Origin of the sequence: Xylophilus sp. (assembly GCA_009914555.1) — a bacterium.
GTDB lineage: Bacteria > Pseudomonadota > Gammaproteobacteria > Burkholderiales > Burkholderiaceae_C > WNDY01.
This window is the reverse complement of record WNDY01000015.1, coordinates 22,059-44,746: the sequence shown is the minus strand read 5'-3', so window position 1 is coordinate 44,746 and position 22,688 is coordinate 22,059. Positions and strand designations below refer to the sequence as shown.

At 71.6% G+C, this 22,688-nt stretch carries 18 protein-coding genes and 1 pseudogene; 10 read left to right on the top strand and 9 right to left on the bottom strand.

All coding sequences use genetic code 11. The features are described from left to right. Positions 1 to 202 precede the first annotated feature (202 nt). Positions 203 to 2,302 (bottom strand): TonB-dependent receptor family protein, encoded by a 2,100-nt coding sequence (locus GAK38_RS09520; protein ID WP_325343557.1) that lies wholly within the window; start codon positions 2,300 to 2,302, stop codon positions 203 to 205. Between the two features lie 333 nt (positions 2,303 to 2,635). Between GAK38_RS09520 and GAK38_RS09515 the strand changes: the two genes are divergently transcribed. Continuing rightward, positions 2,636 to 4,831: a protein-disulfide reductase DsbD family protein gene (locus tag GAK38_RS09515; protein ID WP_325343527.1), complete on the top strand. Its 2,196-nt coding sequence runs from the start codon at positions 2,636 to 2,638 to the stop codon at positions 4,829 to 4,831. A 39-nt stretch (positions 4,832 to 4,870) separates the two neighbouring features. After that, positions 4,871 to 5,614, top strand: coding sequence for a redoxin domain-containing protein (locus GAK38_RS09510; protein ID WP_325343526.1), 744 nt, complete (start codon positions 4,871 to 4,873; stop codon positions 5,612 to 5,614). A gap of 85 nt (positions 5,615 to 5,699) precedes the next feature. Here the strand turns inward: GAK38_RS09510 and gorA are convergent, their stop codons facing one another. Then, complete coding sequence (gene gorA, locus GAK38_RS09505; protein WP_325343524.1) at positions 5,700 to 7,082, bottom strand: glutathione-disulfide reductase; 1,383 nt, start codon at positions 7,080 to 7,082, stop codon at positions 5,700 to 5,702. Positions 7,083 to 7,198: 116 nt separating this feature from the next. Here gorA and nadB point away from each other — a divergent pair. Both nadB and GAK38_RS09495 read left to right on the top strand, forming a co-directional pair. Continuing rightward, a pseudogene (gene nadB / locus GAK38_RS09500) lies at positions 7,199 to 8,810 on the top strand (L-aspartate oxidase). Between the two features lie 88 nt (positions 8,811 to 8,898). Beyond that, complete coding sequence (locus GAK38_RS09495; protein ID WP_325343522.1) at positions 8,899 to 9,120, top strand: hypothetical protein; 222 nt, start codon at positions 8,899 to 8,901, stop codon at positions 9,118 to 9,120. 214 nt (positions 9,121 to 9,334) lie between these two features. Here GAK38_RS09495 and nadA read toward each other — a convergent pair whose 3' ends face one another. Both nadA and nadC read right to left on the bottom strand, forming a co-directional pair. Then, complete coding sequence (gene nadA, locus GAK38_RS09490) at positions 9,335 to 10,450, bottom strand: quinolinate synthase NadA (RefSeq protein WP_325343521.1); 1,116 nt, start codon at positions 10,448 to 10,450, stop codon at positions 9,335 to 9,337. Next, the gene (nadC, locus tag GAK38_RS09485; protein WP_325343519.1) at positions 10,450 to 11,310 is read right to left on the bottom strand and encodes a carboxylating nicotinate-nucleotide diphosphorylase; all 861 of its coding nucleotides are present in this window, start codon (positions 11,308 to 11,310) and stop codon (positions 10,450 to 10,452) included. The genes nadA and nadC overlap by 1 nt, the downstream gene beginning before the upstream one ends. Positions 11,311 to 11,423: 113 nt before the next feature. On the opposite strand from nadC, the gene dbpA reads away from it, so the two are divergent. Together dbpA and dtd are read left to right on the top strand one after the other, a co-directional pair. After that, the gene (gene dbpA / locus GAK38_RS09480) at positions 11,424 to 12,845 is read left to right on the top strand and encodes an ATP-dependent RNA helicase DbpA (protein ID WP_325343517.1); all 1,422 of its coding nucleotides are present in this window, start codon (positions 11,424 to 11,426) and stop codon (positions 12,843 to 12,845) included. Between the two features lie 5 nt (positions 12,846 to 12,850). Further along, positions 12,851 to 13,297 (top strand): D-aminoacyl-tRNA deacylase, encoded by a 447-nt coding sequence (gene dtd / locus GAK38_RS09475; protein ID WP_325343515.1) that lies wholly within the window; start codon positions 12,851 to 12,853, stop codon positions 13,295 to 13,297. On the opposite strand, the gene GAK38_RS09470 is transcribed toward dtd, so the two are convergent. Further along, the gene (locus GAK38_RS09470; protein ID WP_325343513.1) at positions 13,251 to 14,921 is read right to left on the bottom strand and encodes a SulP family inorganic anion transporter; all 1,671 of its coding nucleotides are present in this window, start codon (positions 14,919 to 14,921) and stop codon (positions 13,251 to 13,253) included. The two genes, dtd and GAK38_RS09470, sit on opposite strands and share 47 nt — an antisense overlap. A gap of 72 nt (positions 14,922 to 14,993) precedes the next feature. Continuing rightward, a complete protein-coding gene (locus GAK38_RS09465) occupies positions 14,994 to 15,896 on the bottom strand; it encodes a LysR family transcriptional regulator (RefSeq protein ID WP_325343511.1) in 903 nt (300 codons plus the stop codon). A gap of 108 nt (positions 15,897 to 16,004) precedes the next feature. Here GAK38_RS09465 and GAK38_RS09460 point away from each other — a divergent pair, with 108 nt between their 5' ends. The 4 genes from GAK38_RS09460 (at position 16,005) to GAK38_RS09445 (ending at position 19,676) form a co-directional block, all read left to right on the top strand. After that, positions 16,005 to 16,661 (top strand): glutathione S-transferase family protein, encoded by a 657-nt coding sequence (locus tag GAK38_RS09460; protein WP_325343508.1) that lies wholly within the window; start codon positions 16,005 to 16,007, stop codon positions 16,659 to 16,661. After that, entirely contained in the window at positions 16,658 to 17,581 is a 924-nt protein-coding gene (locus tag GAK38_RS09455) for a pyridoxamine 5'-phosphate oxidase family protein (RefSeq protein ID WP_325343506.1), read from the top strand. Before GAK38_RS09460 ends, GAK38_RS09455 begins: the two co-directional genes overlap by 4 nt. A gap of 256 nt (positions 17,582 to 17,837) precedes the next feature. Next, on the top strand, positions 17,838 to 18,434 hold the full coding sequence (locus tag GAK38_RS09450; RefSeq protein WP_325343505.1) for a BPSL1445 family SYLF domain-containing lipoprotein: 597 nt from the start codon (positions 17,838 to 17,840) through the stop codon (positions 18,432 to 18,434). A gap of 246 nt (positions 18,435 to 18,680) precedes the next feature. Further along, positions 18,681 to 19,676 (top strand): Bug family tripartite tricarboxylate transporter substrate binding protein, encoded by a 996-nt coding sequence (locus tag GAK38_RS09445; protein ID WP_443089185.1) that lies wholly within the window; start codon positions 18,681 to 18,683, stop codon positions 19,674 to 19,676. Between the two features lie 60 nt (positions 19,677 to 19,736). Here the strand turns inward: GAK38_RS09445 and GAK38_RS09440 are convergent, their stop codons facing one another. The 3 genes from GAK38_RS09440 to GAK38_RS09430 are packed head-to-tail and all read right to left on the bottom strand — an operon-like array spanning position 19,737 to position 22,570. Then, entirely contained in the window at positions 19,737 to 20,642 is a 906-nt protein-coding gene (locus GAK38_RS09440) for an NAD(P)-dependent oxidoreductase (protein WP_325343503.1), read from the bottom strand. Positions 20,643 to 20,657: 15 nt separating this feature from the next. Beyond that, complete coding sequence (locus tag GAK38_RS09435; RefSeq protein WP_325343501.1) at positions 20,658 to 21,572, bottom strand: amidohydrolase family protein; 915 nt, start codon at positions 21,570 to 21,572, stop codon at positions 20,658 to 20,660. Further along, positions 21,569 to 22,570, bottom strand: a complete 1,002-nt coding sequence (locus GAK38_RS09430) for a Bug family tripartite tricarboxylate transporter substrate binding protein (protein WP_325343499.1) — start codon at positions 22,568 to 22,570, stop codon at positions 21,569 to 21,571. The genes GAK38_RS09435 and GAK38_RS09430 overlap by 4 nt, the downstream gene beginning before the upstream one ends. Positions 22,571 to 22,688 lie beyond the last annotated feature (118 nt).

Genomic DNA, 22,688 nt, shown 5'->3' with positions numbered 1-22,688 from the left:
GTACGGATTCCATTGCTATGGTCAAGAGAAGAGATGGAGCACGATGTGCAGCAATACACATGCCATATCTAGATATATCTAATTTTAGTTGAACGAGAGGAAGAGCCCCCGATTCAAATGCTGCCGCACCAGCATCACTGCCGCAGATTTGCGCCAGGGCCAGCAAGATCCGTACATTCACCGCGCCGGCGCCGCTATTGCCTCAGTAGCGGAAGGTCACGCCGGCAAACACGCTACGGCCTTCGCCCGGATAGAACACCGCCGAGTCCACCCCGCCCAGGTTGTAGGAAGGCGAGGTGGCCGACACGTAGTGCTTGTCGCCGAGGTTGCGGAAGTCCACGTAGAACTTGTATTTCTGGCTTGGCGCTTCGTATCCCACCCGGGCTCCGAGGATGGCGTACGAAGGCGCCTTCAGCGAGTTGGCGTAATCGACGAAGTAGCTCGATGCCGAGCGGACGTTCAGGCCCGCATAGAAGCCGGAAGCGTCCTGGTACTGCAGTTCGGCTTGGTAGGCGCGCCGTGGCAGGCCTGGAAGCTGGTTGCTGCCGAAGGTCGCATCCTTGTCGTAGTGGAAATCGCTGACCGTCAGGGCCTGACGCAGCACGACGCTGCTGCCCTCCGTGTTCTTCCAGAGCTTCGCGGTCAGGCCCGCCTCGACGCCCTGGTGGACGGTCTTGCCGGCGTTGGCTTTCACGACGACTGCCGTCGTGGTCGCCGTGGCCTGCGCCAGTACGATGGTAAGCAGTTCGTTGCTGACGTTCGAGCGGTAGAAGGTCAGGCTGCCATCGAGCCACTCCGTGTTGCCGCGCAGGCCCAGTTCGAAGGTCGTGGCCTTTTGCGGCTGCAGGTTTCGGACATAGACCGCCGACGAACCGGCCAGGCCCCAGGACGACGATGGATCGACGGACCGCGTCACGTTGCCGACCACCTGCAGTTCGGGCGTTGCCTGGAACCGCAAGCCGATGCGCGGTGCGACGGCGGTATCGGTGCGATCAATGGCTTTGCCGAACGGCGTAGTGTTGGCCGATGCGGAGAACGGCACTCGGACGTTGCGCCGCACCCGTGTGTAGGCGAGCCCTGTGGTCAGCCAGGTCTCGTGCGGGCCTTCTGCCAGCCGCAGATCGTTGGTGCCGGACAGCACCGAGTCGCGCGACCCGTCGTACCGGACGAAGTTCACCAGCGGTCCTCCGGACTGGGTGCGGTCGTAGGTTCGCGTTTCACCCTTGTCCTGGTAGGTGTCACTGAACGTCAGGGTCGTCTTGCTCTTCTTTCCGAACAGCGTGTCGTTGGCGCGGATATAGCGCAGCGTGGTGCTCAGGTCGACCCCATTCCATTCCGCCGGGAGCGTGGAGCCCCAGCCATTGGTGTGGGGGAAGTGGTGGTAGCCCAGCGCCAGTTCGAGACGGGATTCGTCGTCGAAGTTGTAGCCCGTGGTCAGGCCGACCAGCGTCGACCCGGGCTTCCTGCGACCGGAGTTCACCCGCTGGGTTTCGGGGTCCTTCCGAAGTGCCTCCAGCGTGAGCGTGGACCCGTCGATGTACTGCTCCTCCCGGTGCCGGACGGTCAGGCGGCTGTCCAGCCGGGAGGTGATTTTCCAGCCGATATTGACGACGCCATCGTTGCCTTTGCCGTTGCTGCCATGCTGGAAGCCATGGCGCCAGTCCTGCTGCAGTTGCACGAAGTAATCCACGTCGCCGCTGACGCCGCCGTAGCTGGCCTGCCACTTCCGGTTGTCGTAGCTGCCAGCCTGCAATCCCACCCGCAGGCCGGGTGCCGTGTAGCCGGTATGGGTCTGGAAATTGATCGCCCCGCCCAGAGACAGGGCCGTATATTTGAGCGCGTTGCCGCCGTACAAAACCTCGGTGTAATTCACGCCGGCGGCGTTCAGCATTTCGTCGGGGGTGCCGCCAGGCCCGGTGATCGGAATACCGTCGTAGAGAAACTTGATGCCTTCCCGAAAATACCCGGGGCTGGTCTGGATACCCGAGCCGCGGATCGAAATCTTGGCAGCCCCCGTGCCGCCCGTCGCCTGGGCGAACACGCCGGGCTGAAACGCCAATATATCCTCCAGGTTGGCCGCCCTGCCGCGCTCCACGTCAGCGTTGTCAATGACGGCAGCGGCGCCGGGAACTGCCTGCGCGTCGGCCTTTGCAGCGGCCGCCGGTGTCTGGCTTCCCGAAACGACGATGGTATCGAGCTTGACATCGGTGCCTGCGGCCTGATTTTCCTGCGCCTGCAGCGTGGCGCTGGCGCAGAAGGCTGAAGCGACAGCCGCGATATGCCGCGCTCGGAATTTATTCACTTTCTTCAAAGATTTCCGCATATGAGTGGTCCGTATGGACAGGGGCCGCTCTTTTCCGCAATATCCATGCCATTGGGATATTTCCGCCGACGCGCATTATGTCGGCGTGCTCCACAGCCGCAGGGAATGCGAATTGCGTCTCCTGCAGCAGCGCAAAAGCAGCCCTGTATTTGCGACAGCAGCTTTTTCGGAAACGCCGTTTCGGTGTTTTTCGCACGGCTTCGCCTTTCGCCGCAGCTGCCGACGGCGCCGCCAGCGCAGGTCGGGCGCCGCATCCTCGGTATCCTTGTCGGCTCCGGAACTCCCGCCGCAGCCGCGCCCTCCTACCCCGTCATGATCCCGCCCGCCTCCCTGCGCCGCCTGCTGGCCGGTGCCGCCCTCGCGCTCGTGGCACTGCCGCTGCCCGCCGCCGCGCAGCAGCCGCCGGCCGCCTCCAGCACCGTGACCACGCCGCACGTGCGCGCCGAACTGGCCGCCCTGGCGCCGCAGGGCGTGGCGCCGGGCCGGCCGCTGACGCTGGGGCTGCGCATCGAGCACCAGCCCGGGTGGCACACCTACTGGAAGAACCCGGGCGACTCCGGCCTGCCGACCGAGCTGGCCTGGACGCTGCCTGCCGGCCTGGACCCCGGCGGGATCGACTGGCCGGTGCCGCACAAGCTGCGCATCGGCAGCCTGGTCAATTACGGCTACGAGGGCACGCTGCTGCTGCCGGTGCCCGTGACGGTGGCGCAGGACTTCCGCCCGGGCGGCGCGCTCGTCCCCGGCAACGCGGCCACGGTGGACATCAGGCTGCATGCGCGCTGGCTGGTCTGCAGCAAGGAATGCATTCCGGAGGAAGGCGACTTCGCGCTCCGGCTGCCGGTGCAGGGCTCGACCGCGCTCGACGCCGCCGCGTTCGACGCGGCCCGCGCCGCCCGGCCGCTGGATGTGCCGGACGCGCACAGCACCGTCCGCGTGGAGGGCGACAGGCTCGCGATCCGCGTGGACGGCCTGCCGGCCGCGGCGCGCGACAGGCCGCTGGAGGTCTTTCCCGAGGTGGCCGAGGTCATCGACAACGACGCAGCCCACGGCCCGCGCTGGCAGCAGGCCTGGGAGGGAACGGTTTGGACCGGGAGTATCCACCTGTCGCCGGCGCCTGCCGCCCGGCCTGAGACCATACCCCTTGTATTGAAAGCACAGGACGGCGCCACGGCCTGGCGCACCGTGGCGTCGGTCGAAGGCGGCTGGCCTGCCGCCCGGGCGGCGGCCATGCCGCCGGCGCTGGCCGCGGCGCTGGCGGCCCATGCGGCATCCCCTCGGCCGCCCGCCGCCGCGCCGCTGGGCGCCGGCGCGCTGCTGGCCGCGCTGGCCGCCGCCCTGCTCGGCGGGCTGGTCCTCAACCTCATGCCCTGCGTGCTGCCGGTGCTCGCGATCAAGGTGCTGGGCATCGCGCGCCACGGCGGCGACCGGCGGGCCCAGCGCATCGCTGGCCTCGCCTACACCGTGGGCGTGGTCGCGTCCTTCCTCGCGCTCGGCGCGCTGATGCTCGCGCTGCGCGCGGCCGGCGCGCAGGTCGGCTGGGGCTTCCAGCTGCAGTCGCCCGCCGTGGTGGCGGCGCTGGCGGCGCTGTTCACGCTGATCGGGCTCAACCTCGCGGGCGTGTTCCAGTTCGGTCAGTTCGCGCCCGCCGGCCTCGCCGGCGCGCAGGCGCGCCACCCGGCGGTCGATGCGCTGCTGTCGGGCGTGCTGGCCGTGGCCGTGGCCTCGCCCTGCACCGCGCCGTTCATGGGCGCATCGCTCGGCTTTGCGATCGGGCTGCCGCCCGCGCAGGCGATGGCTGTCTTCGGCGCGCTGGGCCTGGGGCTGGCACTGCCCTTCCTGGCTGCGGCCCTGGCGCCGGCCAGCGCACGGCTGCTGCCGCGGCCCGGCGCCTGGATGGAGACCTTCCGCCAAGTGATGGCCTTCCCGATGTTCGCCACCGTGGCCTGGCTGGTGTGGGTGCTGGGCCAGCAGGCCGGCATCGATGGCGCAGGCGCCTTGCTCGCGCTGCTGGTGGCGCTGGCCGCCGTGGCCTGGGCCTTTGCGCTGCGCGGCCGTGCGCGCCTCGTGGTCGGCACGCTGGCCGTGGCCGCGTTCGCCGCGCTGGCGGCCGCGCTGGGCCCGCTGCTGCTGCGGCCGCAGGCCCCGGCGCAGGCCGTTGCGCAGGCCGACGGCGACTGGCAGCCCTGGTCGGCCGGGCGCGTGGCCGAGCTGACGGCCGCGGGCCGTCCGGTCTTCGTCGACTTCACCGCCGCCTGGTGCGTGACCTGCCAGTACAACAAGAAGACCACGCTGTCCGACGCCGCGCTGCTCGCCGACCTGCACGCGCGCAACGTGGCCCTGCTGCGCGCCGACTGGACGCGCGCCGACCCCGCCATCACCGCCGCCCTGCGCACTCTGGGGCGCAACGGCGTGCCGGTGTATGCGGTCTACGCCCCGGGCCGCGCGCCCGTGGTGCTGTCCGAGGTGATCGCGGCGGGCGACGTGCGCGCCGCGCTGGCCGGACGCTGATCCTTTTTTTTCTCCATTCTCCGTTTCCGGGAAGCCTGCATGCCTCTTTCTCGACCGTCTTCCCCCCGCTCTCCCGACACCACCCGCCGCACCCTGGTGACCGGCGCCATCGCGCTGCTGCCCGCCCTGCTGCACGCAGCGCCCGCCAAAAAGAAAACGGTGCCCAAGAAGAACACCGGCAAGGCTCGCAAGGCCGCGCCCGCGGCGGCAGCCGCTTCGGCCGCCGTGTCGAGCGCGCCTTCCGCCCCGGTCGGCCAGCCGGCGCCGGATTTCGCCACGCCCGACCTCGACGGGAACCTGCACACGCTGGCCGGCTACCGCGGCCGCGTGCTGGTGCTGGAATGGTTCAACCCCAGCTGCGCCTTCGTGCGCAAGCACTACGCCAGCGGCAGCATTCCCTCGCTGCAGCAGGAATGCGCCGCGCGCGGCGTGGCCTGGCTGTCGGTCGATTCCACCGCCGAGAACCATGCCGAGCACCTGCTGCCCCAGCTGCTGGCTGCCTGGCAGAAGAGCCAGGGCGCCGCGCCCACGGCCACGCTGGCCGACACCGACGGCACGCTCGCCCGGTCCTACGGCGCGCACGTGACGCCGCACGTCTTCATCGTCGACGCGCAGGGCACGCTGGCCTACGAGGGCGCGATCGACAGCATCGCCTCCAGCCAGCAGGCCGACGTGGGGCGGGCGACGAACCATGTGCGCCAGGCGCTGGAGGACGTGCTGGCCGGCCGCGCCGTCGCGCAGGCGACGACGCGGCCGTACGGCTGCCCGGTCCGGAACAAATGAGGCCCGGGCCTGCCTGCCTGCGCAGGGTCGGAGAGGCCGGGCGCCCTCCGCTCTTGGGGCGGGGCGGCCCGGCAGGCCCGTACCCCTACCTCCTCGTCAGCTCCCGCAGCGTGACGAATTCCTCGGCCACAGTCGGATGGATGCCAATGGTGGCGTCGAAATCCGCCTTGGTCGCGCCCGCGCGCATCGCAACCGCGAAGCCCTGGGCGATCTCCCCCGCGTCCGCGCCGACCAGGTGCAGGCCGACGACGCGGTCGCTCGCGTCGTCCACCACCAGCTTGACCAGCGTGCGTTCCTGGCTGCCGGTGAGCGTATGGCGCAGCGAGCGGAAGTCGCTGCGGTAGACGCGCACCGCGCCGAATTTCCCGCGCGCCTTCTCCTCGCTCAGGCCGACGGCCGCGGCGCCCGGATGGGTGAAGACGGCCGTAGGCACGGTGTCGTAGTCCACGCGGCGCCTGCCGTCGCCATACAGGTGGTCCACCACCGCCATCGCCTCGGCCAGCGCGACCGGCGTGAGCGGCTGGGTGGACGACACGTCGCCCACCGCGAACACGCCGGGCGCCGAGGTCTCGTAGCGGTCGTCGACGGCGATGGAGCCGCGTGCATCGAGCCGCACACCGGCAGCCTCCAGCCCCAGGCCGGCGGTGGACGGCCGCCGGCCGGTGGCATAGAGCACCACGTCGGCCGCCAGCGTGCGGCCATCCGCGAGCACCGCCTGCAAGGCATCGCCTGACGGCTCCACCCGCGCCACCTCGGCGCCGAAGTGCAGCCTGACGCCCGTGCGCTCCAGCTCCCGCGCAAGGAAGCGGGCCAACTCGTCGTCGAAGCCGGCGAGCAGCCGGCCGCCACGCTGCACCAGGTCCACCTCGGCCCCCAGGCCGTGGAAGACCGAGACCATCTCGCAGGCGATGTAGCCGCCGCCCACCACCACCAGCCGGCGCGGGAAGCGCGGCAGGTCGAACATGGCGTCGGACGAGACGACATGCTCGCGCCCCGGCAGCTCGGGCACGAACGGCCCGCCGCCGGTGGCGACCAGCACGTGCTTCGCGGCAAAGCGCCGGCCGCCCGCCTCCACCACGCCGCCGCCGGCGAGCTGCGCGCGCGCCGGGACCAGCTCGACGCCGGCCTCGGTCAGCAGCCGCAGGTAGACGCCGTTGAGGCGCGCGATCTCGGCGGCGCGCGCCGTCTTGAGCGCCTCCCAGTCCAGCACCGGATCGGCCGCGAAGCGCCAGCCGTAGCCGCGCGCCTCGTCGAACGCGAGCGCATAGCCGGCCGCGTGGCTGTAGAGCTTCTTGGGGATGCAGCCCACATTCACGCAGGTGCCGCCCAGCCGGCCGGGCTCGGCCAATGCCACGCGGGCGCCGCGCTGCGCGGCCTGGCGCGCCGCGCGCACACCGGCGCTGCCGCCGCCGATGACGAAGAGGTCGACCGGCGTGCCGGCCGAAGCGGAAGGAGTGGAGGAAGTCATGCGCGGATCGGTTCGTTCACGGGCCAGGGCCTCGCCAGCGTTTGCGTGACAATGCCGCCCGCAATCTACCGGATGCCGCCGCACCGCGCCGTCCCAAGCCCCCATCACCTTTCGCCATGACCTTTCACGATTTCGACGTGCTCGTCGTCGGCAGCGGGCTCGCCGGCCTGACCGCCGCGCTCCAGCTCGCGCCCACCCACCGCGTGGCGGTGCTCACCAAGCGGACGCTCGCCGACGGCGCCAGCGGCTGGGCCCAGGGCGGCATCGCCGCCGTGCTGGCCGAGGACGACAGCTTCGACGCCCACGTGGCTGACACGCTGGTCGCCGGCGCCGGCCTGAGCGACCCGGCCGCGACGCGCTTCATCGTGGAGCATGCGCCCGAGGCCATCGCCTGGCTGCGCCGCCACGGCGTGCCGTTCACGAAGGAAGAGGACGGCGAACACCTGCACCTCACGCGCGAGGGCGGCCACGGCGCGCGCCGCATCGTGCATGCGGCCGACGCCACCGGCGCCGCGGTGCAGCGCACGCTGCTGGACGTGGTGCGCGCCACGCCGCGGATCACGCTGTTCGGACCACGTGCTGGTCGACCTGATCACCGCCCGCAAGCTCGGCTTGGTTCAGAACCGGCAGTCCGGGCAGCGCTGCCTGGGCCTGTATGCGCTCGACACCGCCAGCGACACGGTGCGCACCTTCCGCGCCCCTCGGACGATTCTGGCCACCGGCGGCGCGGGCAAGGTCTACCTCTACACCTCCAACCCCGACACCGCCACCGGCGACGGCATCGCCGCGGCCTGGCGCGCCGGCTGCCGGGTGGCCAACATGGAGTTCATCCAGTTCCACCCAACCTGCCTGTACCACCCGCGGGCCAAGTCCTTCCTGATCAGCGAGGCGGTGCGCGGCGAGGGCGGGCTGCTCAAGCTACCGCCCTCGGCCGGCGGCACGCGCTTCATGCCCGCGCACGACGAACGCGCCGAACTGGCGCCGCGCGACATCGTGGCCCGCGCCATCGACGACGAGATGAAGCGCCACGGCCTCGACTGCGTACACCTGGACATCTCGCACCAGAGCCCGGAATTCCTGCGCGCGCATTTCCCGAACATCCTGGCGCGCTGCGCCGAGCTGGGCATCGACATCACGCGCGAGCCCATCCCCGTGGTGCCGGCGGCGCACTACACCTGCGGCGGCGTGCTGACCGACCTGGCCGGGCGCACCGACATCGACGGGCTCTACGCCATCGGCGAGACCGGCTGCACCGGCCTGCACGGCGCCAACCGGCTGGCCAGCAACTCGCTGCTCGAATGCATCGTGCTGGCCCAGGCCGCCAGCCGCGCCATCGCGGAAGAAGCGCCGCCGGCCGCGCCGCTGCCCGCCCTGCCGGCGTGGGACGACAGCCAGGTGCGCGACGCCGACGAGGCCGTGGTCATCGCCCACAACTGGGACGAACTGCGCCGCTTCATGTGGGACTACGTGGGCATCGTGCGCACCAGCAAGCGGCTGGAGCGAGCCGCCCACCGCATCGCGCTGCTGGCGGCCGAGATCGACGAGTTCTACGCCAGCTTCCACGTCACGCGAGACCTGCTGGAACTGCGCAACCTGGTGCAGGTGGCCGACCTGATCGTGCGCTCGGCCCGGCTGCGGCGTGAGAGCCGCGGGCTGCACTACAGCCGCGACTACCCGCGCGCGGCAGGGCCGGCGGCGCCGACGGTCCTGGTGCCGCAGGAGGGGTGAGTCTGCCCATCGCACCGCCTCGGGAGAAAACAAGTTTTTCCAAGGAAGACCTGCACGGTCCCCGATTGAACAGGCTTGCGGCCTGCCGGTGGTGCTGCCGGCCGATGGGCTCAACCTCTGGGTGCCGCTACAGCAGGCAAGCCAGCCTGTGGTCTTTGGGCTGGCCCGCCGCGGGTGGCTGGCGCGTGTGGGCGACGGGTTCCGTGTGGGAGATGCGCCACACGGGTTGCGCATCACGGTTTCCGGACTCGACGAGGCCGAGGTGCAGCGGCTGGCCTACGACATCCGGCTCAGTCAGGGCGGGCGCTGACGTTCCCCGCAGCGCGCGCTTGCCGTGGGCGAAGCTGTACAGCACGTGGCGCTTGGCGCTCGTGAAGGTGCCCCATGTAGCTCGGCGCGGTGCCGGCTTCGCGCGCGGCCTTCGCCTCGTGGCGGTCGAAGCCCCGCAAAGACCGGCACGGTGGGCTGCTCGTCGGTGAAGTGGATCCAGTCGCGGGTCTTCCGGGGTGTAGGGCGCGAAGGCTTCACGCCGCCCCGATCCCCGGCACCAGGCTGCCCGGCGCTGCGCCGTTCCTGAGCGCGACGGTGCACGCCAGCATCCGGTCGATCGGCACGCGCGCGCGCCGGCCCAGCTCCGGATCCACATGGATCGCATTGGCGTCGGTCTCCAGCACGTGCGCCACGCCGGCCAGGCCGTTCATCGCCATCCAGGGACAGTGCGTGCAGCTCTTGCAGGTGGCGCTGTTGCCGGCCGTGGGCGCCTCGATGAAGACCTTGTCCGGGTTCAGCGTGCGCAGCTTGTGCAGCATGCCGCTGTCGGTGGCGACGATGAATTCGCGCGCGTCCAGCGTGCGGGCCGCCGCCAGGATGGCCGAGGTGGAGCCGACTGCGTCGGCCAGCGCGACGACCTCGGCCGGGCTCTCGGGGTGCACCAGCACCTTGGCGTGCGGGTGGTCGCGCTTGAGCGCCTCCAGCTCGAACGCCTTGAACTCGTCGTGGACGATGCAGGCGCCGTTCCACATCAGCATGTCGGCGCCCGTCTCGCGCTGGATGTAGGCGCCCAGGTGGCGGTCGGGCGCCCAGAGGATCTTGCGGCCGGACTGCTTCAGGGCGCTCACGATCTCCAGCGCGCAGCTCGACGTGACCATCCAGTCGGCGCGCGCCTTCACCGCCGCGCTGGTGTTGGCATAGACGACGACGGCACGGTCCGGATGCTGGTGGCAGAAGGCGCCGAAGGCGTCGGCCGGGCAGCCCAGGTCGAGCGAGCAGGTGGCGTCCAGGTCGGGCATCAGCACCGTCTTGTCGGGGCTGAGGATCTTGGCGCTCTCGCCCATGAAGCGCACGCCGGAGACGACCAGTGTCTGCGCCGGATGGTCGCGGCCGAAGCGCGCCATCTCCAGCGAGTCGGCGACGATGCCGCCGGTCTCCTCGGCCAGGTCCTGCAGGTCCGGGTGCACGTAGTAGTGCGACACCATGACCGCGTCGCGCGCGCGCAGCAGTTCGCGGATGCGGGCCTTGAGCGCGGTCCGCTCGGGCTGCGACGGCTCGGGCGGCACGCGGGCCCAGGCATGGCGGGTGGAGCACACGCCGCTGCCTTCGGCCGGCTGGTCGTATTCGACGTCGATCACGGCTTCGGTCATCACAGCTCCGTGAAGCGCATGGAGTAGTCGGTCGCCTTCACGTCCTTGGTGAGGGCGCCGATGGAGATGCGGTCCACGCCGGTCTCGGCCAGCGCGCGCAGGCCCTCCAGCGTGACACCGCCCGAGATTTCGAGCACGGCGCGCCCGGCGTTGATGCGCACGGCCTCGCGCAGCGTGGCCAGGTCCATGTTGTCGAGCAGCACCATGCGGGCGCCGGCGCCGAGCGCTTCCTCCAGCTGGGCCAGCGTCTCGACCTCGATCTGCACGAAGGCGGCCTGCGCCGCAACGCGCTGCGCCGCGGCCAGCACAGGTTTGACGCCGCCGGCCGCGGCGATGTGGTTCTCCTTGATCAGCACCGCGTCGTGCAGGCCGATGCGGTGGTTGGCGCCCCCGCCGGTGCGCACCGCGTACTTCTGCGCCAGCCGCAGGCCGGGGATGGTCTTGCGGGTATCCACCACGGACGCCCGTGTACCGGCCACCACGGCCGCATACTCCGCGGTCTTGGTCGCCACGCCGCTGAGCAGCTGGAGGAAGTTGCGCGCGGTGCGCTCGGCCGTGAGCAGGGCGTGGGCCGCGCCGTCGATCTCGACCACGGTCTGGCCGGCCGCGAGGCGAGCGCCCTCCTGCACCTGCCAGCGCAGCCGGGCCTGCGGATCGCAGGCGCGCACGGCGGCCTCGAACCAGGGCGCGCCGCAGAGCACGGCCGCCTCGCGGGCGATCACGCGGGCGCGGGCGCGGCGCTCCGGGGCCACCAGGCCGGCGGTCAGGTCGCCGGTGCCGACGTCTTCTTCGAGCGCGCGGCGGGCATCGGCCTCGGCCAGCCGCGCGATGGCGGCGGCGGAAAAATCAAAGGTCGTCATTGTCTCGTCAAGCTTTCATAGAGGGGCGGCTGCCCGGGTGGGGCGCCATGTTAAGGGAGCCCGCGCAAGGGCCGAAGCCAAGGCGCGCCATGGCCTGCCGGGATAATCCCGGGATGACCACCTCCACTACGCCGACGCCCGACGCAGGCTTCGGCATGCTCGCGCTCTCCCCCGCCATGCTGGAGAACCTCCAGGCCCTGGGCTACGCCACGATGACGCCGATCCAGGCCGCGAGCCTGCCGCTGGCGCTGCTGGGCAGGGACCTGATCGCCCAGGCCGCCACCGGCAGCGGCAAGACGGCCGCCTTCGGCCTGGCGCTGCTGGCCAACCTCAACCCGCGCCGCTTCGCGGTGCAGGCGCTGGTGCTGTGCCCCACGCGCGAGCTGGCCGACCAGGTCGCCACCGAGATCCGCCGCCTCGCGCGCGCGGCCGACAACGTCAAGGTCGTCACGCTCTGCGGCGGCGTGCCGCTGCGCGGCCAGACCGCGAGCCTGGAGCACGGCGCCCACATCGTCGTCGGCACGCCGGGCCGGGTGATGGACCACCTGGAGCGCGGCACGCTCGATATCGGCGCGCTCAACACGCTGGTGCTCGACGAGGCCGACCGCATGCTCGACATGGGCTTCTTCGACGACATCGCCACCGTCGCCCGCCAGTGTCCGAAAGAGCGGCAGACGCTGCTGTTCTCGGCCACCTACCCCGAGGGCATCGCCCGGCTGGCGCAGCAGTTCATGCGCTCGCCGCGGACGATCACGGTGCAGTCGCAGCACGCGCCCGGCAGGATCCGCCAGCGCTGGTACGAGGTGCGCGAGACCGAGCGCCTGCATGCCGTGGCGCAGGCGCTGGCCCACTTCCGCCCGGCCAGCACGCTGTCCTTCTGCAACACCAAGGCCCGGTGCCGCGACCTGGGCGACGTGCTGCGCGGCCAGGGCTTCAGCGCGCTGGCGCTCTACGGCGAGCTGGAACAGCGCGAGCGCGACCAGGTGCTGGTCCGGTTCGCCAACCGCAGCTGCTCGGTGCTGGTGGCCACCGACGTGGCCGCGCGCGGGCTCGACATCGCCCAGCTGGAGATGGTGGTCAACGTCGATGTGGCGCCCGACGCCGAGGTGCACGTGCACCGCATCGGCCGCACCGGCCGTGTCGGCCAGGCCGATGTCCAGGGCCTGGCGATCAACTTCGCGAGCCTCGACGAGATGGGCGCCGTCGGCCGCATCGAGCAGCTGCAAAAGGCGCAAACGCACTGGAGCCCGCTCGGCGAACTCACGCCCGCCAGCAGTGAGCCCCTGGCCCCGCCGATGGCCACGCTGCAGATCGCCGGCGGCCGCAAGGAGAAGATCCGCGCCGGCGACGTGCTGGGCGCGCTGACCGGCGAGGCCGGTTTCACCCGCGAGCAGGTCGGCAGGATCAACGTGAACGACTTCTCGACCTACGTGGCGGTGGACCGCCGCATCGCGGCGGAGGCGGCGCGCCGGCTGTCGGCCGGGCGCATCAAGGGCAGGACCGTGAAGGTCCGCCTGCTCGAACTCGACGACTGACACCGATGCTGAGTGTTCTGCAACGCGTGCGCTCGGCTCGCGTGGAGGTGGCCGGCGAGACGGTCGGCGCCATCGGCCTGGGCCTGCTGGTACTGGTCTGCGCCGAGCGCGGCGACACGACAGCCCAGGCCGAGAAGCTGCTGGCCAGGGTGCTGAAGCTGCGCGTCTTCGCCGACGAGGCGGGCCGGATGAACCGCAGCGTGCAGGACGTGGCCGGCGGCCTGCTCATCGTCAGCCAGTTCACCCTGGCCGCCGACACCCGCGGCGGCAACCGGCCGAGCTTCTCGGCCGCCGCGCCGCCCGACGAGGGCCGCCGGCTCTACGACCACTTCGTCGCGCTGGCCCGCGCCGCCCATCCGGTGGTGCAGACCGGCATCTTCGCGGCCGACATGCAGGTGCACCTGGTCAACGACGGCCCGGTGACGGTCCCGCTGCGGGTGGATCCGCCGTAGCGCCGGCCCGCACAGCGTCGTCCACGCTCCAGAACATCGGGAAGATCCCGTCGCCTAGGCGCTGCATGGCCGTGCGCGGGCGGTCCTTCACGCGCGCGAGCAGCAGTTCGGCGCCCAGGCGGTGCAGGTCGACCGCGAACTCGTCGAGCGCCTCCAGCGCCGTGCCGTCCAGGTCGTCGCAGACCTCCAGGCTCAGCACCACGCGCCGGGCGCCCACGGCCTCGGCGCGCCGGCGGGCCACGGCACACACCTGCTCGGCGTTGGCGAAGAACAGCGGCTCCTCCGGCCGCATGATGAGCGTGCCGTCCACCGCCTGCGCCTCGGGATGGGTCGCGCGGTCCACGTAGTTGCGCGTGCCGGGCAGCCGGCCCAGCTCGCTCACCAGCGGCTGCGCGAAGCGGCGGATCGCCGCCAGCAGCGACAGCGCCACCGCCAGCAGCATGCCGGGCAGCGCGCCGCCCAGCAGCACTCCGGCCGCCGCGGCCGCCGCCAGCCAGGCGTCCTGCTCCAGGCGCAGGCTGCGCAGCAGCGCACGCGGCCACAGCCCGCGCGCGAGGCTGCCCACCACCACGGCCGCCACCACCGGCTGGGGCAGCAGCGCCAGCGCGGGCCGCGTCAGCCACAGCAGCCCGGCCAGCGCCAGCGCGGCGGCCACGCCGGCCCACAGGCTCCTGGCGCCCGCGGCGAAGCTGGCCGATGCCGCCGACAGCCCCGCGCCCACCGGCAGCCCCTGCAGCCGCCCGCAGGCCAGGTTGGCCATGCCGAGCGCGGCCAGCTCGCGGTTGGCGTCCACGCGGTCGCCGGCCTGCAGCGCGAGCGCGCGCACCGAACCCCACGACTCGGCGAACAGGATCAGCAGCAGCGCCGGCGCCAGCTCCGCTGCGCGCAGCCAGTGCTCGGCGTTCAGCGCCGGCAGGCGCCAGGCCGGCGGCTGCAAGGCGATGTCGCCCACCATCGCCACGCCGCGCGCTCCCAGCCCGAGCGCGGCCGACGCGGCCACACCCAGCGCCAGCACCACCAGCACCGTAGGCACGAACGGCCGGCGCCGCAGCCCGTGGCCCAGCCCGAACCACAGCGCGAGCGCCGCCGCACCCAGCACCAGGCTGGGGCCGTGCCAGCGCGGCGCCTGCGCGAGCAGCTCCCAGGCCAGCGCGCCGGACTGCGTGGCCGCCACGTGCACGCCCGCGATCTGCGGCAGCTGCCGCAGCACGATGGTCAGCGCCAGCGCCCAGGCAAAGCCGCGCAGCACCGCGCGCGAGATGTAGGCCCCGAGGAAGCCCGCGCGCAGCACGGCGGCCGCCACGAACAGCGCGCCCGTCAGCCCCACCAGCGCATAGGCCATCGCCGGCCCGCCCGCCGCGAGCGCGGAGGCGAACACCGCGGCGGCCGACGACGTGGGCGCGACGGCGGCGAAGCGGCTGGTGCCGAACAGGGGATAGACGACCAGGCCCGCCAGCGTGGCCAGCAGCGCGTGCAGGGGCGCCACGCCCGCGATGCCGGCATAGGCCACGGCGCCGGACAGTAGCACGCCGGCCAGCGACAGCCCGGCCAGCAGGTCGGACCAGGCCGGGCGCAGGCCCGCGGCGGCCGGCGCCCGCCATGCGCGCTCGTGGGGTTGCTTCATCGGGGAGCGAGCATACCCCGGGGAGCGCTGACCGCTAGCGCGCTCATCGAAGCCGCTATGGACATATACCCCTCAGTTCGCCAAGGGATCGAGGCCACTCAGCGCCTGCCGCAGCGCATCGACGAAGAGCCGGGTGCGCAGCGGCAGCGGCCGCGCGTGCGGGTAGACGGCCTGCACCGGCCGCGGCGACGGCTCGAAGGCTTCGAGCACCAGCCGCAGCCGCCCTTCGCGCAGCGGCTGCGCGACCTGGTACGAGAAGAACTGGCCGAAGCCCAGCCCGGCCGCGCAGGCTTCCACGGCCGTGGCGATGTGGTTCACCTCGAAGCCGCCCTCCACCGGCACCCGCAGCAGGGCGCCGCCGGCATCGCGGAACTGCCAGCCCGCGCGGCCGCTGGGCAGCACGCGCACGCAGGGCAGCCCGCGCAGCGCGAGCGGATGCGCCGGCGTGCCGTGCGCCGCGAGCAGCGCCGGGCTCGCGGCCACCACCCGCCGCAGCGTGGCGAGCGGCAGCGCGACCAGCGAGGAATCGGCCAGCGTGCCGATGCGCACGCCCACGTCGATGCGCTCCTCGATCAGGTCGACCACGCGGTCATGCAGGTGCAGCGCGCAGCGCACCCGCGGATGGCGCTGGGCGAAGGCCGCGGCCACCGGCGCCACGTGCATGTGGCCGAACAGCACCGGCGCGGTGACGGCCAGCGCGCCCGCGGGCTCACCGGCGCCGGCGCGCACGGCCGCGTCGGCCTCGTCGAGCGCGGCCCGCACGCCGCGCGCGTCCTCCAGGTAGCGCCGGCCCTCGGGCGTGAGCGCCACGCGGCGCGTGGTGCGGTTGAACAGGCGCGCGCCGAGCTGCGACTCCAGCGCCGCGAGCGTGCGCACCACCGCCGGCGTGGAGGCGCCGAGCGCGCGGGCCGCGGCCGAGAGGCCGCCTTCCTCGGCGATGCGCACGAAGGTGCGGAGGGCGTGCAGCTTGTCCATGACCGGCGAATCTAGCCGAGCGCGGCGCCGATTGCTGCGCCGGATGCAGCAATGCTGTCAGTGCCGCGGCATTGATTGCGGCGCGGGTGCTTTCCAGAATCGTCCGGCATGACGACCTGCACCCTCTACTACTCGCCCGGCGCCTGTTCGCTCGCGCCCCACATCGTGCTCGAAGAGATCGGCGCGCCCTACACGCTGGAGAAGCGCCAGGCCGGCGCGCAGACGGCCGAGCCGGACTTCCTCGCGCTCAATCCCAAGGGCCGCGTGCCGGCGCTGCACGGCGTGCCAGGCCGCGCGGGCGGCGCCGACGGGCTGCTGACCGAGGTGCCGGCCATCCTGGCCTGGCTGGCCTTCGCACACCCCGAAGCCGGCCTGCTGCCGGCCGACGCCGCCGGCCGCGCCCGCGCGTTCGAATGGACGAACTGGCTCACCACCGCGCTGCACACCAAAGCCTACGGCGCGCTCTGGCGGCCCGCGCGTTTCACGGCCGATGCGGCCCTGCACCCGGCCATCGTGGAGCACGGCCGCGCCAACGTTCGCGCCGGCAACGCCGCCATCGAACGCATTCTGGCGGACGGCCGCGCCTGGGCCGTGCCCGGCGGCTACGGCATCGTCGACCCGTACCTGCTGGTCTTCTGGCGCTGGGCCGGGCGCATCGGCGAGGACCTGTCCGCCCTGCCGGCCTGGAGCGCCCATGCCCGCCGCGTGCTGGCGCGCCCCGCGGTGCAGCGCGCGCTGGTGCAGGAAGGCATCACGGCGCCGTGACCAGGGGCGCACCGGGTCCGTTCCACGCCGGCGAGGTCGCCGCCCAGCGGCGCGCCGGCACGCATGCGGTGGCGCAGCGCATGGCCGGCATGGTGCGCGATGCGATGCCGCCGCAGCACCAGGACTTCTTCGCGCAGCTGCCCTTCGTGGTGCTGGCCGCGCGCGACGGCGGCGGCCAGCCCTGGGCCACGCTGCGCTGCGGCGCGCCGGGCTTCGTGCGGGCGTGCGATGCGCGCACGCTGGCGATCGCGGCCCCAGCCGTGCCGCACGAGCCGATCGCGCCGGCCGACCTGGCGCCCGGCGCGCAGGCCGGCCTGCTCGGCATCGAGCTGCCGACGCGGCGGCGCAACCGGGCCAACGGGCGCGTGCTGGCGTCCGGCGCCGGCCGGCTGGTGCTGGGCGTGGAGCAGAGCTTCGGCAACTGCCCGAAGTACATCGCGGCGCGGCTGCCGGTGCCGCGCCCGGCACCGGCCGGCGATGCGCCGCCGGACGACATGCACGGCGGCCTGGACGAACCCGCACGGGCGCTGGTGCGCGGCGCCGACACCTTCTTCATCGCCAGCGCCGCGCCGCACGGCGTGGACGCATCGCACCGCGGCGGCGCGCCGGGCTTCGCGCGGGTCGAGGAAGCCGGCCGGCTGCTCGTGGTGCCGGACTATGCGGGCAACGGCCTCTTCAACACGCTCGGCAACCTGCTGGTCGATCCGCGCGCGGGCCTGCTGTTCATCGACTTCGCCGGCGGCGGGCTGCTCTACGTGGCCGCGCAGGCGGAGATCGGCTGGGAGGCCGGCGCGCAGCGGCAGCTGCGCCTGCGGGTGGCACGGGCACGCCGCGTGCCCGGCGGCTGGCCGTTCACCAGCGGGCCGGCACAGCCTTCGCCCTTTCTTGCGCGCAATACTCCCCCCATCGAATGCCCATAGCACCCGCCAGTCGCCCACTGTGAACGTATACAGTTGCCAGTATGTGAAACCTGCCGATGGGCGAGGTACACATGCGGCGGCATCGCACTCCCGAGCCCGGCCGCCGCCTACGCACGAAGCGGCGCCGGCCGACCTGGTCTCCCCGCTCCGCGGTGTACGGTACGGCCCCGGACGCAAGACAGCCGCGGCAGCGGCCCACCTTCCGCTCCACCGGCTTCCTACTTCTTCTTTTTTCTTTACCCAGGAGTTCACCGCCATGCCGTCCTCGACGCCCTCTCCCCGCTTCCGCGCCGCCGGCGCCATCGGCGCCATCGTCCTGACGGCGCTGGCCCTGCCGGCCTGCACCACCACGCTCCCGGAAAGCCATCCCACGGCCTCCAACGCGCGCGAGTCGAGCAACGCGCAGGTCGATGCGGCGCTCTCCAAGCTCTACAACACGGTGCCCGGCTCGCGCGAACTGGTGGGGCGCTCCGCCGGCGTGCTGGTGTTCCCGTCCGTGGTCGGCACCAGCCTGGTCGTCGGCGCCGAGCATGGCCGCGGCGAACTGCGCGTGGGCAACCGGACGCAGGGCTACTACAGCACCACGGCGGCGTCGATCGGCTGGCAGGCCGGCGCGCAGTCCAAGGCGGTGATCTACGTGTTCACCACGAGCGAGGCGCTGGCCAAGTTCCGCAGCAGCAACGGCTGGACCGTCGGCGCCGACGCCACCGTGGCCGTGGCCCACATTGGCGCCAACGGCTCCATCGACACCACCAGCTTCTCCAAGCCGGTCGTCGGCTTCGTGCTGACCAACGTCGGCCTGGAAGCCGGCGTGTCGCTGCAAGGCGCCACGATCACGCCGGTCACGCCCTGAGACAGCCCCCGGGTCGGCCTGGGCCGGCTCGGACGGGCGCGGCGCTCGCGCTGGCTGCGGTCAGCGCCTTCGGCCTCCTGCGGCTGAACCTGCGCGGGCCGCGTGCTCCAGGATGCGTCGGCCGGCGGGATCGCCGAAGCGATCCGCGTGGTCGCGGGCTCGTTCCACGCGCCGGAACGGCGTTGCAGCCCGCTGCGCTGCTCCCTACGCTGCGACCCACCGCCAAGGACGTAGAGGAACATTCACATGACGCAAATGAACCGCCGCAGCGCCTGCCAATGGCTGGCCGGCCAGGCCGCCCTGCTGGCCACCATCGGAGCCCGGGCCGAGGAGGACTATCCCCGGCGCCCGATCCGGCTGATCGTGCCGTTCACGCCCGGCGGCTCAGCCGACATCCTGGCACGCGCCGTCGGCCAGGAGCTCGGCAAGGCCTGGGGCCAGCCCGTGGTGGTGGACAACGCGCCGGGCGCCGGCGGCAGCCTGGCGACCGAGAAGGCCCTGCGCGCCGCACCCGACGGCTACACGCTGTTCATGGCCCACCTGGGCACGCTGGCAGTGAACCCCCACCTGTATCCCAAGCTCAAGCTCGATCCCACCCGCGACTTCGTTCCCGTGGCCTACGTGGCCCGCGTACCCAACGTACTGGTGGTGCACCCCTCAGTGCCGGCGCGCAACCTGCAGGAGTTGGTCGCGCTGGCCCGATCCAAGCCCGACGCCCTGTCCTACGGCTCGGGCGGCAACGGCAGCGCCGCGCACATCACCATGGAGTCGCTCAAGCTGCAGACCGGCATGCCACTGATGCACGTGCCCTACCGCGGCACGGCGCCTTCCGTGAACGACCTGCTGGCCGGCCAGGTGCAGGCCCTGTTCACCGGCACGCCGGCGCTGCTGCCGCACATCAAGGCCGGCAAGATGCGCGCGCTGGCCGTGTCCAGCGCCAGGCGCATCGACTCGCTGCCCGACGTGCCCACCGTGGCCGAATCCAAGCTGCCGGGCACCGCCGGCTTCGATGCCGACCAGTGGTACGGCCTGGTCGCGCCGGCCGGCACGCCGGCGGCCATCGTGGCCCGGCTCAATGCCGAGGTAAACAAGGCAATCGGCAGCGCCGAGGTAGCCCGCCGCTTCGCCGGCGAAGGGGCCGAACCCATGCCCACTACGCCTGCGGCCTTCGGCCAGCTGATCGCCCGCGAGGTCAAGCGCTGGGGCGCCGTCATCCGCGACGCTCACGTGACGGTCGACTGAGAAGGTGTGAACGGGCCCGCCATGCCCGCTGGATTCGTTCACGCCTTCTGAGCCCGGTCGTCAGGCCTTTCGGTGGGCGTGGGCGATCAGCCGGTCGGCATAGTCCTGCCAGGGCGACTTGCCCGTCAGGCCCTCGAACAGCTTCTCCTCCCGCGCCAGGGCCGCCATCCAGTCCTGCTTCTCGGCGATGGCCGAGGCCATCAACGGTTCGATGCCGGTCTCCTTGACAGTGTTGGCGGACTCGCGCATTTCCTCGGCACGGCGCTTGCCGTGCAGCACGACGCGGCTGAAGAAATAGTCGCCCTGCTGGCTCCAGTTGATCTGCGGAAAGGTCTCCTGCAGCGTGGGCAGCACATGCTCCTCGACGCCATAGGCGCGCGCATTGGTATAGGCCTCCACCACCAGGGCCTCCAGGCCCTTGATCATGGTGCTGCGACTCATCTTGATGGCAGAGGCGATGCCCAGCTTGTCCGATACGGCCTTGGCATCCATGCCCCAGCCGGTCAGTGTCTGCGCCAGCCCGGCGGCCTGGGAACCGCCCAACAGCATGGGCACTCGGATGCCGTACGGCGGTACCGAGGTCATCACGCCCGCCTCCACATACTGGCCTCCTGCGCCGTCGATAGCGGCGGCAGCGCGCTGCTTGGTGCCGGGCGAGGCGGAGTTCAGGTCGAGGAACTGTGCGCCTTTGCGTATGTGGCGCGCAGCCTCCTCGGCCACGTCGAGGGTGCGCGAGGCGGTGACGGCGGAAATCAGCAGGTCAGCCTGGCCGCACAACTCCTGCATGCTTGCGCAGGCGCGGATGCCGGCTTCCTCCGCGCCCTTGCGGGACTCTTCGCCGGCGGCCGGATCGGCAAACTTGACATCCCAGGCGTAGACGCCCTTGATGCCGGCCTGGCCCCGCAGGTTGCGGCCGAAGATTCCACCGACCTCGCCGAAGCCCACGATGCCCAGTGTGTATTCCATGAGTGATCCTTTTTGCTAATTCGAAGGGATGGCCGCAAAGCCGTAGAGGCGGGTCGGGTTGTCCACCAGCAAGCGGTGCAGCACCGCCTCGTCGCCGTAGTGGCCCAGCAGATCGACGAGATCGCCGTCGTCGGGCACCTCGCGGACATTGGGATGCGGCCAGTCGGTGCCCCAGACACAGCGGTCTGGGGCAGCGGCTATCAGCTGACGGGCGAAGGGCACAACGTCGTCGTATGGGAATTCCATACCGCGCGACTGGACGGCGGAGATGCGCTCCGGGCCGCTGAGCTTGATCCAGGCCTGTTCTTCGGCAAGGATCTCCAGCAGTACCAGGCATGCCTCCTGCCGCAACCCGCCGGTCACCGGCGTGCGCCCCATGTGGTCGATGGCGAAAGGCGACTGCAGGCGGCGCAGGAAGCCCTGATACTCCAGCAGGTCCTGCGCACCCAGGTGCAGCTGCACATGCCAGCCCAGTGGCGCCAGACGCTCGGCCAGGCGCAGCACCGCATCGGTGTCGGGCGTGTCATTGAGATGCTTGACGAAATGAAAGCGCACGCCGCGCACACCCTGCCGGTGCAGAGATCGCAATTCCATGTCGGACACGTCTGTGCGCACCAGGGCGACACCGCGACCGCATGACGGATCCCGTGCGATGGCATCCAGGATGGCAGCGTTGTCGAAGCCGTGCACCGTCGGCTGCACGTAGACGGCACGCGAGATGCCCAGCAACTCGTACAGCGCCAGCAAACGCTCCACCGGCGCATCATCGGGTGTGTAGGGCCGCCCAGGGGCATAGGGGAACCGGGCGGCCGGGCCGTAGACATGCACATGGCTGTCACAGGCGCCGGCAGGCAGGCGCAGGCGCGGCTTGCGCGGGTTCTCCAGCGGTGGGCAGACCTTGGGAGCGGCAGCAGGGGCGGACGTGCTCATTCGGGCTGGATGTTGGCGATGCGCACCGCCTCGCGCGTGGCGGCATAGTCGGTCTTGAGCAGTTTGGCGAAGCCCGCAGCCGTGCGGTCGGCGGGCTCGGCGACCTGCATTCCGATGGATTTCAAACGCGCAGCCATCTCGGGCGAGCCGATGGCCGCCATGCTGGCGCTTTCCAATTGCGCCAGGATGGACGGGGGAGTACGCACGGGCGCCAGCAGGCCCACATAGCTCTGCGCGGTGAAGCCGGCCACGCCACCCTCGATGAAGGTCGGCACATCGGGCGCCAGCGGGCTGCGGCGTGACGCGGCCACGCCGAGGATGCGGGCCTTGCCGCCGACATGCAGTGGCAGCGCGGTGGAGAGTTCCATGGAGGCCAACTGCACGGCACCGCCCAGCAGGTCCGGCACCAGCGAGTTACCGCCGCGGTAGGGAACATGCTTCATGCGCGCCCCCGTCTGTGCGCTGAAGCGCGCCAGTGTCAGATGGGTGGCGCTGCCCACGCCGGAACTGGCGCAACCCAGCGACTCCTTCTTCGACAGGGCAATGAGTTCCTGCAGGCTCTTCGCCGCCAGGCTGTTATTGGCGATCAGGACGTGCGGCACGGTGCCTACCAGGGCGACAGGTGCGAGATCCTCCAGCGGCTTGTACTGCAGCTTGGCCAGCACGAAGGGGTTGATGGTCAGTGGGCCGTTGGAGCCCACCATCAGGGTGTAGCCATCAGGCGGGCTTTGCACGACCAGGTTGGCCACCAGGCTGCCGCCCGCGCCGGAGCGGTTGTCCACCACCACCGGTTGACGAAGCAAGGGGCCCAGCGCGGCAGCCAGCAGCCGGCCTACCGAGTCCACGTTGCCGCCGGGATTGAAAGGCACGATGAACTTTAGGGGGCGGTCCGGGAATCCGGCGGCGAAAACGGCGTGCGGCAGCAGGGCCGTGGTGGATGCGGACGCGGCTGCGGCCGCCAGGCACAGGACTCCGCGGCGGGATGAGAAAGCGTTCATTGCGTCTCCTTGGGTGACTTGGCTCGACGGCATTCGACGTTGCGCCCTGGTGCTGGGATTCTCGAAAAAGCTGCGATGCGATAGTTGCCTTGTGCCCTCTGCTACGTTCCAATCTCTT